Origin of the sequence: Novosphingobium sp. PhB55 (assembly GCF_004368805.1) — a bacterium.
Classification (GTDB): Bacteria; Pseudomonadota; Alphaproteobacteria; order Sphingomonadales; family Sphingomonadaceae; genus Novosphingobium.
Genome location: NZ_SODQ01000007.1, coordinates 195,693 through 210,493, shown reverse-complemented (window position 1 = coordinate 210,493; position 14,801 = coordinate 195,693). Strand labels below are relative to the sequence as shown.

The following is a 14,801-nucleotide window of genomic DNA, read 5'->3' as shown; positions in this document are numbered from 1 at the left end:
CGTCCTTCATCATTGCGCGCGTAGCGAAGCAATCCAGGGGCAGTTCCGTGCCGCTCTGGATTGCTTCGTCGGCTTCGCCTCCTCGCAATGACGAACTGGGTGGCTCTACCCACTTCGCGTAAGGCATTCGCTTTCGCCGTGTCTCACCATGAGACACGGCGAAACGAACCATATCCAAACCTTCCCGGACAAGTACTTAGCTCGCCAGTTCATCCGTTTCTGGCGAGTCCCAACATGTCCCGTCTTCGCAAGCTGTCGCTTTCCGTCGCTGTTGCCGCCGTCGCCTTCGCGGCCAGCCCCGTGCTCGCATCCTCGGGCATGATCGCCGGGATCGACGTGCTGAAGACCTGGAACCTGGTGGTACTGGGCGACCTCACCTCGTCCTCCGAAGTCGAGGGTCGCACGTTCGTCGGCGGCAATCTCGAAGGCAATGCCTCGAACTACCAGATCACCGCCCTCCCTGCCTCCAGCACCGGAACGCCGGGGCTGACCGTGGTGGGCGACGTCAATGGCGGCTACAAGAACCTCAACAACGGTTCGGGCGCGATCGTCGGCGGCAACGTCAACAGCGGCCTCAACCTCAACGGCGCGGCGCAGACGGTGCTGGTGGGCGGCACGATCAGCAACACCAACGTCAACAACAACACCGTCACTTCGGGCCTGGCCTCCAGCGATCCGCAGTTCGCCCAGAACCTCACGCAGCAGAAGAGCCTCATCGGCACCTCGATGGAGGGCCTGAGCCATTCGATGAGCACCGAGACGGCCAACAGCCAGCTCTCGATCAGCGGCAACACCGGCACTTTCAATGCCCAGCCGGGTGCGGGCGGCGTGGCCGTGTTCAACATCTCCGCCGCCGACCTCGACAAGATCGGAGAGATCAAGTTCAACCTGAACGGCGCGGACACCGCGATCGTCAACGTCTCGGGCACCTCGATCAAGCTGGACGACAACTTCCTCGGCGGTACCGCCAACCTGGGCGAGCACGTCGTCTGGAACTTCTACGAGGCGGAAAACCTCGCGCTCACCACCGCCTGGGGCGGCTCCGTGCTGGCGCCGGGCGCCAATGCCACCACGTCGAACTACATCCAGGGTTCGGCCGTGTTCGGCAATCTCGTCCAGAACGGCGAGATGCATGTCGGCACTTATACCGGCGGCTACACGCCGGGCGATCCGGGCAGCTCGACCACCTCGGGTGGCGGCAGCAGCTCGGGCGGCAGCACCGATGTGCCGGAGCCGGGCATGATCGGCCTCTTCGCGCTGGGCCTCGGTGCGTTGGTGTTCTGGCGTCGTCGGCGCGCCGTCGCGGCCTGAGAAGCAGGGGCCATCGCCCCTGCATCCCAATAATGTCGAGGTCAGGCGCCACGTATTCGTCGTGCGCCCATGGCCGCGTCGGGAGGCTTAATGGCTGCGCCGGCAGGAGCGCTCGATCGCCAGGCAGCGCGCCACGCCGACATTTCCAGGGGTCTGGGGGATCAGCCCCCAGAACTTCCCCTTACTTCTGCCACCTTCCGACAAAGAACCCGTCCAGCCCGCCGACATCGGCCAGCATCCCCGGATCGGTCCGCACCCAGCCCTCGGCCGTGGGCGCAAGCCCTTCCGGCAGTTCCGATGCCGTGACCGGAACCGGCGTCAGCGAGACCTTGTCCGCCTGTTCCTCGCCCTCTTCCGGTTCCATCGAGCAGACCGCATAGACCAGCCGCCCGCCCGGCTTGAGCCAGCCCGCAGCGCGTTCCAGCATCTTTTCCTGGATCGCGGTCATGTCCTCGATCTGGCGCCCGGCGATGCGGTGGAGCACGTCGGGATGGCGGCGGGCCGTGCCGGTGGCGGTGCAAGGGGCGTCGAGCAGGATCGCGTCGAATTTTTCCTCCGGCTCCCAGGTCAGGACATCGGCCTGCACGACTTCGGCCTCCAGGCCGATGCGCTTGAGGTTGTCGCGCAGGCGTTCCAGGCGGCGCTTGGAATTGTCGATCGCGGTGACCTGCCAGCCCGCCGCCGCCAGTTGCAGCGTCTTGCCGCCCGGCGCGGCGCAGAGATCGAGCGCCTTGCGCCCCTCACCCGCGCCCAGCAGCCGTGCGGGCAGGCTGGCGGCAAGGTCCTGCACCCACCAGGCGCCGTCGCGGAAGCCTTCGAGATGCTCGACCGCGGTGCCGCGTGCCAGGCGAACATGGCCGGCCATCAGGGAAGTGCCGCCAAGGCGCTCGGCCCATTCGGCGGTCTGCCCGGGATAGCGCAGCGCCAGATCGAGCGGCGGCGGCTCGGCCAGACCGGCAGCAATCGCCTCGGCGCGCACGCCCCAGCGCCCGGCCACATCCTCGGGCAGGGTCGGCACGTCGGGAAGCGTGACGCCGTTCTTGGTCAGGGTGGAGAACACACCGTGCGCAAGGCGGCGCGGGCCGCCCATCAGCAGCGGCAGGCCGGTGGCGATCACCGCGTGAGCGGGCGTTTCCAGCCGCAGGACTTGCGCCAGCATGATCTGCAGCACCGCGCGCGCCTTGGCATCGGGGGCGAGCGGCAGACGCGTGGCGCTGTCGATCAGTTCGTCGAGGTCGGTGCGCCAGCGCAGCACTTCGCCGGCAATGGCGCGGGCGAGCGCCCGGTCGGCATCGCCGCCGACACGGGCCAGCGCGGAGCCGCCCGCCTGGTCGAGCGTTTCGCCCCGCCGCAGCACGGCATCGATAAGGTTGAGCGCGGCACGGCGCGCCGGAAGGCCGGGAATGTCCATCGCCTGCCCCTATAGCGGATTGCGTTTTGACGCTACCTCCACCACATGGGCTGAATGACACAGCGCGCCACCCAACGTCCCGAAGGCTTCACCAAGCCCACCCACTGGACGAACGACCCCGCGCCCCAGCCCTCCCCGCCGGCCGCAGAAACGGCAGGGGCCGCGCAGGAGGAGCAGGACCCCGACGGGATTTCGCCCACCCGCTACGGCGACTGGGTGCGCAACGGCATCGCCATCGACTTCTGATTCCCCGCTACCGGGGACGGCCTACCAGTCCCGCGCCATCGGCGGCAGGCGCTCGACCAGGAAGTCGATCCAGGCCCTCGTCTTCGCCGCCGGCCGCCGAGTGCGGTGCGTGACGGCGTGGACCGCGCCGAGGTCGAGCAGTTCGGCGCCCAGGTCCAGTTCCACCAGCCTCCCTGCGGCGATGGCACGGTCCACGAAGAAGCGCGGGCCGTAGACGAGTCCCATGCCCGCCTCCGCCGCCTGGGCCAGAACCTGCCCGTTGTTGGCATGCAGACTGCCGCGCACCGCGACCGCGCGGCTGCCGTCGCGGCCGAAGCCCCAGCGCGTGGCGCCGGTCTCGTTGCCCAGGGTGTAGCCGAGGCATTCATGCCCTGCGAGATCCTCGACGGACTGCGGCCTGCCGTGCCGTGCGAGGTAGGCGGGCGCGGCGCAGATCGCCATGCGCACCGGCGCCAGCTTGCGCGCCACCAGGTTGCTGTCCGCCAGTCGGCCGATGCGCACGGCAACGTCCCAGCGCTCTTCGAGCAGGTCCACCACCCGGTCGTTGAGGCCAAGCTCGACCGTGACGGCCGGGTAGAGCGCGTGAAATTCCGTGACGAGGCGCGCCAGGTAGGCGCTGCCGAAAGCCGCCGGGCCGGAGACGCGCAGCAGGCCCTCCACTGCGGCGGACTGGGCCATCGCCTCGGCATCGGCATCCTCCAGTTCGGCCAGGACGCGCTCCGCCTTGTCGAGATAGGCCGCGCCCACTTCGGTCAGCGCCAGCCGCCGCGTGGTGCGGTTCACCAAGGTCGCACCCAGGCGCTGCTCCAGCGCATTGAGGTGCTTGGCCGCCATCGCCGGCGACATCGAAAGGTCCCGCGCCGCCGCCGAGAGGCCGCCGAGCCGGATCGCCTTCACGAAGACCTCGATGCCTTTCAGCCGGTCCATTCAACACCCCTGGTAGAAAGTCATTCAACGCATGGCATGATTATCACCAGCGGGGCGAAGGTCTAGAGGAGTCTTCGAAAGGAAGCCCCCCATGACATCTACCCCTTCCACCAGCCCCTACGGCGCGTGCATCCTGCGCGTCGCGCTCGGCGTGCTGTTCCTGGCGCACTTCTCGCTCAAGATGTTCGTCTTCACCCCGGCCGGCGCGGCCGGCTTCTTCGGCAGCCTGGGCCTGCCGCCGGCGCTTGCCTATGTGACCATGGCGGCGGAACTGCTCGGCGGCCTGGCACTGATCCTGGGCATCTACGCCCGCGCCGTGGCGCTGGCCTTGATCCCGCTCCTGCTCGGCACCATCGTCATGGTGCATGGAGCCAACGGCTTCTTCTTCGATGGCAAGGGCGGCGGCTGGGAATATCCCGCCTTCTGGTCCATTGCCCTCCTCGTCCTGGCCCTGATCGGCGACGGCGCCCACGCGCTCGTGCCGACCCGGCGCTGAGGCTTCCGCTCTGAAAGGAACGCGATCCATGACCCGCCAACCCACCTTCTTCATCCCTCACGGCGGCGGCCCCTGCTTCTTCATGCCCGACCCGCAGGGCAACTGGGCCTCCATGGCCGCGTTCCTGCAAGGCCTTCCCGCGCGCTTGCCAGAGGCGCCCAAGGCGATCCTGGTCGTCTCGGGACATTGGGAAACCGAGGGCTTCGCCTTCACCGGCGCCGAGCAGCCGCCGCTGCTGTTCGACTACTACGGCTTCCCCCAGCACACCTACGAACTGCGCTTCGACGCGCCCGGATCGCCTGCCCTGGCCGCCCGCGCCAGCCAGCTCCTGCGCGAGGCAGGCTTCGCGGCCGCCCCGGACCCGCAGCGCGGCTATGACCACGGGGTGTTCGTTCCGCTCAAGGTGGCCTGGCCCGAGGCCGACGTGCCCGTCGTCGAGATGTCGCTCGACCGCTCGCTCGACCCGGCCCTGCATCTTGCCGCCGGACGCGCGCTCGCCCCGCTGCGCGATGAAGGCGTGCTGATCCTGGGATCGGGCATGAGCTTCCACAACATGCGCGGCTACGGCAATCCAGCCTCCACCGAGCCCTCCCAGGCCTTCGACCAATGGTTGACCCGGGCCGCCGGATCCGGCGCCGAAAACCGCGCCGAAGCGCTGTCGCACTGGGCCGAAGCACCCGGCGGGCGCTTCTCCCACCCGCGCGAGGAACACCTCCTGCCGCTGATGGTCGCCGCTGGCGCGGCCGAAGGTGCGGGCGAGAAGGTCTATTCGGACCTCGTGCTCAAGACCGCGATCTCGGCGTTCCGGTTCGACTGAGACAAGGGAAGTCGCGGGGGTCCGGGCGCATTCCCAGCGTCCGGGCCCCGGATCCTCGCTCTTTCCTCAATGCAGCAATTCGCAGCGGTTCCGCCCGCCGCGCTTGGCGGCATAGAGCGGGCCGTCCGCCGCGGCGAGCCAGTCCTCGACGCTGCCGATCGCCTCGCTCAGGGGCGCGATGCCGAAACTGGCGGTGACGCGGATGCTCATGCCGCCGGGCAGCGGAATGTCGTGCTCCGCCAAAGTCTCGCGGAATCGCTCCACCGCCGCGAGCGCTTCGCCGGGGCCGGTTTCCGGAAGGAGCACGGCGAACTCCTCGCCGCCCAGCCTGCCGAGAAAATCGACGGGGCGCGTGGAGCCGACCACCGTGGCCGCCATTTCCCGCAGCACCGCATCGCCCGCCGGATGGCCGTGCGTGTCGTTGACCTGCTTGAAGTGGTCGAGATCGATCAGCACCAGGCAGCAGGGCCGCCCATAGCGGCGGAAGCGCGCGATCTCCTGCTTCGCCTTGTCCACGAAGCCGCGGCGCGTGAGCGCGCCGGTCAGCTGGTCGCGCTCGGCGATGCGGCGCAATTCCAGCTCGTTCATGACGATGCGCGCGAAGTTGCCGAGGATGGCGACTTCCGCCTCGTTGAAATCGCGCACTTTGTCGTCGATCGCGCAGAGCACGCCGATATTGTAGCCTTCCGGCGTCAGGAGCGGGATGCCCGCGTAGCTGCGCACGCCGGGGTCGGTGGCGACGAAGGGATTGTTGGCGAAGCGCGCATCGAGCCTGGCGTCGGAAATCAGGAACGGCGCGGTCTGCTGGATCGCATGGGTGCAGAACGAGACATTGCGCGGCGTCTCGGCCACATCCAGCCCGCTGCTCGCCTTGAACCACTGCCGATCCGCATCGACCAGGGTGACGGCCGCCATCGGCACGCCCAGCACGGCCCGCACCAGCGAGACGACATGTTCGAACGCTTCTTCCGGTTCGGTGTCCAGCACGTCGAGATTGCGCAGCGCCGCGAGGCGGCCCTGCTCGTCGTTGAGGATGGTTTGGGGGAGCATAGAGGCGTTCCGACCGCGCCATGGCCGCAAGGGCCCTGGCGATGTTGATCCACTGACCGAAAACCGGCGGTTCGACCTGCCGGCACCCGATCTCGAAAGGGCGCTTGAGCCACGCGCAAGGCATTCGTGCCGAATCCCGGCGGCGGCTCCCTATCCACGTAGACATCCCTAGAGCAGGATTGAATTCCTAAAAACGCCCGTCGTCGTCCGTGGAATGCAATCTACATCAATTTTCGGGAGCGGGCGGCAGGTGTGATCGCAATATCAGGGGTTTATCTCGATCGGCGTGCCATCGGGCACCGTTTCGTAGAGCGCCTCGATCTCCGGGTTGGAGACGGCAATGCAGCCGTCCGTCCAGTCGCCGCGCACCCGGCCGGTCTCAAGGTCGTTGGGCTGGCCGTGGATCATGATCATTCCCCCTGCCGAACGGCCGCGAGCCTGGGCATAGGCCCGGTCCCCGGCATTGGGGTAGGAGATGTGGAGCGAGAGATGATAGGCGCTTTGCGGATTGCCCCAGTCGATCTCGTAGCGGCCCTCAGGGGTGCGCTCGTCACCTTCGAAGCGCTTGGGGCCGATGGGCGCGTCGCCGAGCTGGATGTGCTCGATCACATGGACGAGCCGGTCGCCGGACCAGAGCTCCATGGTCCGCGCCGCCTTGCGCACGCGGATCAGGTCGATTTGGGGGAGCTGGAGAGCAGGCTCGGCTTCCGCAGCGCCCAGCAAAAGCAGGAGCGGCGCGAGTCTGAACCCGCGCCGCACCGCATCAATCCAGGAAGGGATCGCGCACGAGGATGGTGTCCTCGCGCTCGGGGCTGGTGGAGACCAGCGCCACCGGGGTCTCGATCAGTTCCTGCACGCGCTGGATGTACTTGATCGCCTGTGCGGGCAGATCGGCCCAGGAACGGGCGCCGGCAGTGGTGCCCTGCCAGCCGTCCATTTCCTCGTAGATCGGCTCCACGTTGGCCTGGTCGGCGGCGTGGCTGGGGAAGTAGTCCAGCACTTTGCCGTTCAGGCGGTAGCCGGTGCAGATCCGCACCTTCTCGAAGCCGTCCAGCACGTCGAGCTTGGTCAGCGCGATGCCGGTGACGCCGGAGATCGCGCAGGACTGGCGGGTGAGCACGGCGTCGAACCAGCCGCAGCGGCGCTTGCGGCCGGTGACGGTGCCGAATTCATGGCCGCGCTCGCCCAGGCGCTGGCCGGTCTCGTCCTCCAGCTCGGTCGGGAACGGGCCCGAGCCGACGCGGGTGGTATAGGCCTTGACGATGCCCAGCACGAAGCCGGTGGCGGACGGGCCGAGGCCCGAACCCGAAGCCGCCGTGCCCGAAACCGTGTTCGAGCTGGTGACGAAGGGATACGTGCCGTGATCGACGTCGAGCAGCACGCCCTGCGCGCCTTCGAACAGGATACGGGCGCCGGCCTTGCGCACCTTGTTCAGGCGCTTCCACACGGGCTGCGCGAACTGGAGCACGAACGGCGCGATCTCGCGCAGTTCGTTGATGAGAGCCTCGCGATCGACCGGCGGCTGGTTGAAGCCGGCGCGCAGCGCGTCGTGATGCGCGCAAAGGCGGTCGAGCTGCGGCTCCAGCGCATCGAGGTGCGCAAGGTCGCAGACGCGGATGGCGCGGCGGCCGACCTTGTCCTCGTAAGCGGGGCCGATGCCGCGGCCGGTGGTGCCGATCTTGCCCGAACCGGCAGCGGTTTCGCGCAGGCCGTCGAGGTCGCGGTGAAGCGGCAGGATCAGCGGGCAATTGTCCGCGATCGCGAAGTTGTCCGGATTGATCTCCACGCCCTGGCCGCGAAGCTTCTCGACTTCGGACTTGAGGTGCCAGGGATCGAGCACCACGCCATTGCCGATGATCGACAGCGTGCCGGTGACGATGCCCGAGGGCAGCAGGCTGAGCTTGTAGACCTGCTCGCCCACGACGAGCGTATGGCCGGCATTGTGGCCGCCCTGGAAACGGACGACGGCGTCGGCGCGGCTTGCCAGCCAGTCGACGATCTTGCCCTTGCCCTCATCGCCCCACTGGGCGCCGATCACGGTTACGTTGGCCATGGATATACTCCTCCACCCTGCCACGGTGGATCCTATAACGCCCTTCGACAGGTCTCGGCGATATGGATTTTCATTGGGGCGGAAGCGCCCCGGCTTTTCGTCCGCGCCCTAGTGGCAAGGCGCATGGCTAGTCAAGGGCCGTGATCCCGGACCCGATCGGCCGATATCAGAGCGCGACAGCCTCTGCGCCGTCCAGCCGGTGCGAGCAGCCGAGCGCGACGGGATCGTCGCTTTCGGCCAGCGCCGCCACGGTGGTCCAGCCGATGGCACGCTGCTGCCCGGCCACGCGCGGGTCGTGGCCCAGCGGCAGGAACAGCTTGCGCTGCGCCTGCGGCTCGGCAGCCAGCAGGTCCACCAGCGGATCGGGATAGAGCGAGAAGCCGGTCGCCGCTTCCGGGTGATGCCCGGTCTGGCCGAGGATCCGGTAAGTGCCGCCCCGGCCGAGGCTGCCGGAGATGCCCTCGGCATAGATCGTGAAGCCGAACCACGACTGATATTCGAAGCCGTGCCGCTCCGAAGGGTCGAGCGTGATGCGGGCCTTGTCGCCCACGCGCGCGGCGATCTCGCGCAGGCCGGCGATGCGGCTGGCGAGCGCCCCGGCACTGCCGACGACGCCGGCTTCACCAGGCGTGTCGAAGGCGGCAAGACGCTCGATCGCGCTGGCGAAAGGACCGACCGCGTAGAGCAGCGGCAGATAAGCCTCGCCGCCCACGTCGACGAGGCCGCCGGCATCCTTGGCGTCGAGCATCTGGCGCACCGCGCCGATCCGCGCTTCCGGCAGCGGCAGCGCTTCTGCGGAAAGGGTGTCGACAATATCGGGCAGCGTGAAGTCCACCGAGATCCCGGTAGCCCCGGCCGCGCGCAGCGCTTCGATCGCCAGTTCCACCACTTCCCCGGCGGCAGCGACCGAATCGGTGCCGATCAGCTCGGCGCCGAGCTGGAGATGCTCGCGGCGCGGATCGAGGCCGTCGCCCTTGATGGTGCAGACTTGTCCCGAATAGGACAGCCGCAGCGGGCGCGGCGCTTCCGCCAGCCCCGTGGCGGCAATGCGGGCGATCTGCGCGGTCATGTCCGAACGCAGCGCCAGCATCCGCATCGACACCGAATCGACGAAGCGGAACATGCGCCGCACCTGCACGCCGGCCATGCGGCTGGCCAGCGCCTTTTCGAATTCGATCAGCGGCGTTTCGACACGCTCGTAGCCATGGCCCTGGAGCACGTCATGCGCCATTCGGCGCACTTGCTGGGAGGCCCAGGCCTGCTGCGGAAGACGGTCGCCCAGTCCTTCGGGCAAGAGATCGCGGTCGTTGTCCTGCATGATGGTGGCGCCCTTAGCGGGGTGGGCGGGAAATGTCGAATGACACCTGCCCCCTGCGATGCATCTGTCGCCAGAAAGCGAAAGCCTGCGACAATTTGCGTGAAATTTCCTGTCAACAAACGCCGGTCATGACGCTATCCCGCCGGCATCGTCTGGCGGGACGACACATCCAGTCACAGCCCATCCCTGCATGGGCCGGACCGCCAGGCATGCGCCCAGCTCGCGACCGAGCCCGGCTGTCCTGCCCGCTGCGTCCTGCCCTGCCCTGCGAACAACGGTCGAGGTCCATGCGCAAGATTTCCCTGCTTCTCCTGCCCCTGCTGCTCATCCAGACGCCTGCCCATGCCCAGATGGGAGGCGGCGACGACATGGGGGGAATGGGCGGAATGGGTGGAGGCGGCGGAATGGGCGGCGGCGGTGGTCCGGGGGGCGGCCCTCCCGGCGGATCCGGCGGCGGCGGAAAGCCCCGCGCTCCGAAGCCGATCTCCCGCGCGCGCTATGACAAGATCGTCACCGCCATGTTCCGCGAAGCCGATACCAACCGCGATGGACTGGCCACGCTGGAGGAATTCCACGCCCTGGTAAACGCCCGGCGCGACGCCGCGATCAGGGGCCGCTTCGCCAAAGTCGATGCCAATGGCGACGGCACGATCTCGATGGCGGAGTTCACCGCCTGGCAGCAGCAGATGGGCTCGCTCGCCACTGACGAACGCGGCGCAGTGGGCGATCGCGCCGGCCAGGTCCTGGAAGTGATCGCCCCCGACCTGGGCTCCGGCAGGGACGATGAAGATGCCCTGCTCGGCAACCTGATCGAGCCGATCTCCGGCACGCTGATCGCCAGGGCCAACACGAATTACGACGCGGGCGTCTCGCTGGAGGAACTCCTGGCTTACGAAGGCGCGAAGTTCGAGGCCGCCGATACGGACAAGGACGGCTATCTCTCGATGCAGGAACTGCGCCCCAGGGGCAGCGGCCGCGATGGCCCCGGCGGTATGGGGCCGCGCGGCGGAATGCCGCCGATGGGCCCGCCCCCGTCGGGCCAGTAAAGCACCCGGGACACAGAAAAGGGGCCGACATCCGAAGATGCCGGCCCCTTTTTGCGTCAAGAGCCTTGAACTGAACGATCAGGCGAACTTGAGCGCCTTGACCGTCTTCACGCCGGGGAGCGCGGTGGCCGCCTTGAGGACGTCCTCCGACACGGCGCTGTCGACCGAGAGCAGCAGCACGGCTTCGCCGCCGGTGTCACGGCGACCCAGGTTGAACGTGCCGATGTTGATCGCGTTCTCGCCCAGCAGGGTGCCGATGCGGCCGATGAAGCCGGGCGCGTCTTCATTGACGATGTACATCATGTCGCCGGCCAGCTCGGCCTCGACCTTGATGCCGAACATTTCGACGAGGCGCGGCTCGACGTTGTTGAACAGCGTGCCGGCCACCGAACGCTCGCCGGCTTCGGTCTTCACCGAAACGCGAATCAGCGTGTGATAGTCGCCCTCGCGCTCGGTCTTCACTTCGCGCACTTCAAGGCCGCGCTCCTTGGCGAGGAACGGGGCGTTGACCATGTTCACCGTGTCCGACTGGACGCGCAGGAAACCGGCCAGCACGGCGGCGGTGATCGGCTTCTGGTTCAGTTCGGCAGCGGCCCCCTCGACGTGGATCGAGATGCGGGGAACCGAGTCGCGGGTCAGCTGGCCGACCATCGAACCCAGCATTTCGGCCAGCTTCATGTAAGGCTTCAGCTTCGGCGCTTCCTCGGCCGAGAGCGACGGCATGTTGAGCGCGTTGGTGACGCCGCCATTGACCAGGAAGTCGGCCAGCTGCTCGGCAACCTGGAGCGCCACGTTGACCTGGGCTTCGGTGGTCGAGGCGCCGAGGTGCGGGGTGCAGATGAAGTTCGGCGTGCCGAACAGCGGCGAGTCCTTGGCGGGCTCGGTCTGGAACACGTCGAGCGCGGCACCGGCGACGTGGCCGTTGTCGAGCATGGTCTTCAGCGCGGCTTCGTCGATCAGGCCGCCGCGGGCGCAGTTGACGATGCGCACGCCCTTCTTGGTCTTGGCCAGGTTCTCGGCCGAGAGGATGTTGCGGGTCTGGTCGGTCAGCGGCGTGTGCAGGGTGATGAAGTCAGCCCGTTCGAGCAGGGTGTCGAGATCGACCTTCTCCACGCCCATTTCCACGGCGCGCTCTGGCGTCAGGAACGGATCGAAGGCGGCGACCTTCATCTTCAGGCCGAGCGCGCGGCTGGCGACGATCGAGCCAATATTGCCCGCGCCGATCAGGCCCAGCGTCTTGCCGGTGACTTCAACGCCCATGAAGCCGTTCTTCGGCCACAGGCCCTGCTGGGTCTGCGCGTTGGCTTCCGGGATCTGGCGGGCCAGTGCGAAGATCATGGCGATGGCGTGTTCGGCGGTGGTGATCGAGTTGCCGAACGGCGTGTTCATCACCACGACGCCCTGGGCCGAAGCGGCCGGAATGTCGACGTTGTCTACGCCGATACCGGCGCGGCCGATCACCTTCAGGTTCTTCGCGGCAGCGAGGATTTCCTTGGTGACCTTGGTCGACGAGCGGATGGCAAGGCCGTCATAATCGCCGATGCGGGCGATCAGCTGCTCGGGGGTCTCGCCGGTGATGACGTCTACGTCGCAGCCGCGGATCTCGAAGATACGGGCGGCATTGGGGTCCATCTTGTCCGAAATGAGGACGCGGGGCTTGGTCATGGAATTATTCCTTCACTCGTCATCCCGGACCTGATCCGGGATCGGTGGAAGTGTTGACGGAGCTTCGCCGGTGGTTTGGCTTCGGCTCCGTCAGCGGTCCCGGATCAAGTCCGGGACGACGTGGAATGGTTTAGCCGGCCTTGACGGTCGCGTAGGCCCAGTCGAGCCACGGTCCCAGAGCCTCGACGTCGGCCGTGTCCACGGTCGCGCCGCACCAGATGCGCAGGCCCGGAGGGGCATCGCGGTATCCGGCGACGTCATAGGCCGCGCCTTCCTTTTCGAGGAGGGCCGCAAACTTCTTGATGAAGTCGGCATCGGCGCCTTCGACGGAGAGGCAGACCGAGGTCTTGGAGCGGGTGCCGCTGTCGACTGCCAGATGGCTCAGCCAGTCACGCTCGGCGACGATCTTGTCCAGCGCGTGGGCATTGGCGTTCGAACGGGCCTTCAGCCCTTCGAGACCGCCCAGACCCTTGGCCCATTCCAGAGCGAAGATCGCGTCCTCGACGGCGAGCATCGAGGGGGTGTTGATGGTTTCGCCCTTGAACACGCCCTCTGCCAGCTTGCCCTTCGAGACAAGGCGGAACACCTTGGGAAGCGGCCAGGCCGGGGTATAGTTTTCAAGGCGTTCAACGGCACGGGGGCCGAGGATCAGCACGCCGTGGCCGCCTTCGCCGCCCAGGACCTTCTGCCAGGAGAAGGTGGCAACGTCGATCTTGGACCAGTCGATATCGTAGGCGAAGACTGCCGAAGTGGCGTCTGCGAAGGACAGGCCCTCGCGGTCGGCCGGGATCCAGTTGGCGTCCGGAACGCGCACGCCCGAAGTGGTGCCGTTCCAGGTGAAGAGCACGTCGTCGGACCAGTCGATCTTGTCGAGGTCGGGCAGCTGGCCGTAATCGGCGCGGAACACGGTGGGTTCCAGCTTGAGCTGCTTGACGGCGTCGGTAACCCAGCCCTCACCGAAGCTTTCCCAGGCCAGCGCGGTCACACCGCGGGCGCCGAGCATGGTCCACATGGCCATCTCGAAGGCGCCGGTGTCGGAGCCGGGGACGATACCGATGCGATGCGTGTCGGGCAGCTGCAGAACTTCGCGCATCAGATCGATGCAATACGCAAGGCGCGTCTTACCGATCTTGGCGCGGTGCGAGCGACCGAGTGCTTCGGTGTTCAGTTTTTCGGGGGCATATCCGGGCGGCTTGGCGCAGGGACCGGAAGAGAAGTGCGGACGCGCAGGTTTGCGCGCGGGTACGCTAATAATATCAGTCATTTCTGACTCTCCTTACAGAGAGCACGCGCGGCGTTGGGACCGCGTGGCCCGGCGCTGCGTCTAAAGAGGCCGGGAAATTTGTCAAACGATTCTCCGGCCGCTTGCGCCAGATCGTTTCCCGTTTTCGATCTTTCGCAGTGCTTCCATGCGCAAAACCAGCGGAATTCCGCGCATTCGCTATTCGGTGGAAAACCACGCGCCGCGCGTTTCCCGCCTCATGGCTGGCCGGGTAAGCTCCCGTTCACGCCAGTCCCGGATGCTTGGACGCGATGATGACGCCCCGGATTACGACGCCGCCGCACCGATTGCTGCCTTCACGGTCTTCGCTGGGCCTCTCGCTGCTGCTGCCGCTGGCGGCGGTTCTGAGCGGCTGCATCGATCGCGCGGAACAGCCGCGCGGACGAGGCGCCCGCCCCTCGGCCCAGTCGCGCCCCGCCGCGCCGCCGCCTTCCCGCGAACTGCGCCAGTGCATGGCAACGCTCGGCGCGCAGAACGCCGTCTTCACGCCCGTGACGGACCGGTACTATGGGAACGGCTGCTCCACCCTGGGCACGGTGAAACTCTCGGCCCTGAACACCGACCGGGCGACCGTATCGGTGACCAACCTCGGCCCCGTGACCTGCACCACGGCCACGCCCTTCGCGGCCTGGGCGCGCTACGGCGTCGACCGGGCGGCGCAGCAGATCCTCGGCAGCCGCATCCTGAGCATCGAGACTTATGGCAGCTACAACTGCCGCAACGTCGCCGGCACTGCGCGCCGCTCAGGCCATGCCACCGCCAATGCCATCGATGTGTCCGGCTTCGTCCTGGCCGACGGCCGCCGCATCACCGTGCTGGGCGACTGGAGCAACGGCACCCCCGCCGAACGCCGCTTCCTGCGCGTCGTCCACGACAGCGCCTGCAAACGCTTCGGCACCACGCTCGGCCCCGATTACAACGAAGCCCACAAGAACCACTTCCACCTCGAAGCGGACGGCGCGAACTTCTGCCGCTAAGGCTTGGCGTTCATTTTGGAGGTCAGGTCCATCGTCATCAGTTTCGGCAGGCCGGCCTTCAGGTTGAGCCGCGTGTTCGTGACTTGTGCGGTTATGAGCGTTTTACGCGCTCTAGATCGCACCGGCGAAGGGCTGGTTCTCCGCATGACGCGGTAGAATGAGCATCACGAGCTCCTCCAGGGGCGAGGATGGAACGAGGACC

14 protein-coding genes are annotated in these 14,801 nt (G+C 67.4%); 6 read left to right on the top strand and 8 right to left on the bottom strand.

Annotated elements, in window-relative coordinates; genetic code table 11:
* Window positions 1–234: 234 nt before the first annotated feature.
* Entirely contained in the window at window positions 235–1,311 is a 1,077-nt protein-coding gene (locus EDF57_RS18415) for a choice-of-anchor A family protein (RefSeq protein ID WP_134095293.1), read from the top strand.
* Between the two features lie 181 nt (window positions 1,312–1,492).
* Here the strand turns inward: EDF57_RS18415 and EDF57_RS18410 are convergent, their stop codons facing one another.
* A complete protein-coding gene (locus EDF57_RS18410; RefSeq protein ID WP_134095292.1) occupies window positions 1,493–2,722 on the bottom strand; it encodes an RsmB/NOP family class I SAM-dependent RNA methyltransferase in 1,230 nt (409 codons plus the stop codon).
* A gap of 54 nt (window positions 2,723–2,776) precedes the next feature.
* Between EDF57_RS18410 and EDF57_RS18405 the strand changes: the two genes are divergently transcribed.
* Window positions 2,777–2,968, top strand: coding sequence for a DUF1674 domain-containing protein (locus EDF57_RS18405; protein ID WP_134095291.1), 192 nt, complete (start codon window positions 2,777–2,779; stop codon window positions 2,966–2,968).
* Between the two features lie 21 nt (window positions 2,969–2,989).
* On the opposite strand, the gene EDF57_RS18400 is transcribed toward EDF57_RS18405, so the two are convergent.
* The gene (locus EDF57_RS18400; RefSeq protein WP_132263911.1) at window positions 2,990–3,895 is read right to left on the bottom strand and encodes a LysR family transcriptional regulator; all 906 of its coding nucleotides are present in this window, start codon (window positions 3,893–3,895) and stop codon (window positions 2,990–2,992) included.
* Between the two features lie 91 nt (window positions 3,896–3,986).
* Here EDF57_RS18400 and EDF57_RS18395 point away from each other — a divergent pair, with 91 nt between their 5' ends.
* Entirely contained in the window at window positions 3,987–4,391 is a 405-nt protein-coding gene (locus EDF57_RS18395; RefSeq protein ID WP_134095290.1) for a DoxX family protein, read from the top strand.
* A 28-nt stretch (window positions 4,392–4,419) separates the two neighbouring features.
* A complete protein-coding gene (locus tag EDF57_RS18390) occupies window positions 4,420–5,208 on the top strand; it encodes a class III extradiol ring-cleavage dioxygenase (protein WP_132263915.1) in 789 nt (262 codons plus the stop codon).
* 66 nt (window positions 5,209–5,274) lie between these two features.
* Here the strand turns inward: EDF57_RS18390 and EDF57_RS18385 are convergent, their stop codons facing one another.
* From EDF57_RS18385 to EDF57_RS18370, 4 genes are all read right to left on the bottom strand, one after another.
* Complete coding sequence (locus tag EDF57_RS18385; protein ID WP_134095289.1) at window positions 5,275–6,258, bottom strand: sensor domain-containing diguanylate cyclase; 984 nt, start codon at window positions 6,256–6,258, stop codon at window positions 5,275–5,277.
* A 264-nt stretch (window positions 6,259–6,522) separates the two neighbouring features.
* A complete protein-coding gene (locus EDF57_RS18380; protein ID WP_134095288.1) occupies window positions 6,523–7,017 on the bottom strand; it encodes a L,D-transpeptidase family protein in 495 nt (164 codons plus the stop codon).
* Window positions 7,018–7,021: 4 nt separating this feature from the next.
* A complete protein-coding gene (locus tag EDF57_RS18375; protein WP_132263920.1) occupies window positions 7,022–8,311 on the bottom strand; it encodes an adenylosuccinate synthase in 1,290 nt (429 codons plus the stop codon).
* 166 nt (window positions 8,312–8,477) lie between these two features.
* Entirely contained in the window at window positions 8,478–9,629 is a 1,152-nt protein-coding gene (locus EDF57_RS18370; RefSeq protein WP_132263922.1) for an ATP phosphoribosyltransferase regulatory subunit, read from the bottom strand.
* 287 nt (window positions 9,630–9,916) lie between these two features.
* Between EDF57_RS18370 and EDF57_RS18365 the strand changes: the two genes are divergently transcribed.
* Window positions 9,917–10,675 carry an EF-hand domain-containing protein gene (locus tag EDF57_RS18365; RefSeq protein WP_132263924.1) on the top strand — a complete coding sequence of 253 codons (759 nt, stop codon included), beginning with the start codon at window positions 9,917–9,919 and terminating at the stop codon, window positions 10,673–10,675.
* Between the two features lie 78 nt (window positions 10,676–10,753).
* Here the strand turns inward: EDF57_RS18365 and serA are convergent, their stop codons facing one another.
* Both serA and EDF57_RS18355 read right to left on the bottom strand, forming a co-directional pair.
* Complete coding sequence (serA, locus tag EDF57_RS18360) at window positions 10,754–12,340, bottom strand: phosphoglycerate dehydrogenase (protein ID WP_132263926.1); 1,587 nt, start codon at window positions 12,338–12,340, stop codon at window positions 10,754–10,756.
* Between the two features lie 130 nt (window positions 12,341–12,470).
* A complete protein-coding gene (locus tag EDF57_RS18355; RefSeq protein ID WP_132263928.1) occupies window positions 12,471–13,604 on the bottom strand; it encodes a phosphoserine transaminase in 1,134 nt (377 codons plus the stop codon).
* Window positions 13,605–13,876: 272 nt separating this feature from the next.
* On the opposite strand from EDF57_RS18355, the gene EDF57_RS18350 reads away from it, so the two are divergent.
* Entirely contained in the window at window positions 13,877–14,599 is a 723-nt protein-coding gene (locus tag EDF57_RS18350; RefSeq protein ID WP_132263930.1) for an extensin family protein, read from the top strand.
* The last annotated feature ends 202 nt before the right edge of the window (window positions 14,600–14,801 follow it).

What these genes read in the sequence shown, in the direction of transcription:
- EDF57_RS18395 (WP_134095290.1), top strand. Translation starts at nt 3,987, where the DNA reads ATGACATCTACCCCTTCCACCAGCCCCTACGGCGCGTGCATCCTGCGC.
- EDF57_RS18370 (WP_132263922.1), bottom strand. Translation starts at nt 9,629, where the DNA reads ATGCAGGACAACGACCGCGATCTCTTGCCCGAAGGACTGGGCGACCGT.
- EDF57_RS18400 (WP_132263911.1), bottom strand. Translation starts at nt 3,895, where the DNA reads ATGGACCGGCTGAAAGGCATCGAGGTCTTCGTGAAGGCGATCCGGCTC.
- EDF57_RS18390 (WP_132263915.1), top strand. Translation starts at nt 4,420, where the DNA reads ATGACCCGCCAACCCACCTTCTTCATCCCTCACGGCGGCGGCCCCTGC.
- EDF57_RS18415 (WP_134095293.1), top strand. Translation starts at nt 235, where the DNA reads ATGTCCCGTCTTCGCAAGCTGTCGCTTTCCGTCGCTGTTGCCGCCGTC.
- EDF57_RS18365 (WP_132263924.1), top strand. Translation starts at nt 9,917, where the DNA reads ATGCGCAAGATTTCCCTGCTTCTCCTGCCCCTGCTGCTCATCCAGACG.
- EDF57_RS18375 (WP_132263920.1), bottom strand. Translation starts at nt 8,311, where the DNA reads ATGGCCAACGTAACCGTGATCGGCGCCCAGTGGGGCGATGAGGGCAAG.
- EDF57_RS18405 (WP_134095291.1), top strand. Translation starts at nt 2,777, where the DNA reads ATGACACAGCGCGCCACCCAACGTCCCGAAGGCTTCACCAAGCCCACC.
- EDF57_RS18350 (WP_132263930.1), top strand. Translation starts at nt 13,877, where the DNA reads ATGACGCCCCGGATTACGACGCCGCCGCACCGATTGCTGCCTTCACGG.
- EDF57_RS18385 (WP_134095289.1), bottom strand. Translation starts at nt 6,258, where the DNA reads ATGCTCCCCCAAACCATCCTCAACGACGAGCAGGGCCGCCTCGCGGCG.
- EDF57_RS18410 (WP_134095292.1), bottom strand. Translation starts at nt 2,722, where the DNA reads ATGGACATTCCCGGCCTTCCGGCGCGCCGTGCCGCGCTCAACCTTATC.
- EDF57_RS18355 (WP_132263928.1), bottom strand. Translation starts at nt 13,604, where the DNA reads ATGACTGATATTATTAGCGTACCCGCGCGCAAACCTGCGCGTCCGCAC.
- serA (WP_132263926.1), bottom strand. Translation starts at nt 12,340, where the DNA reads ATGACCAAGCCCCGCGTCCTCATTTCGGACAAGATGGACCCCAATGCC.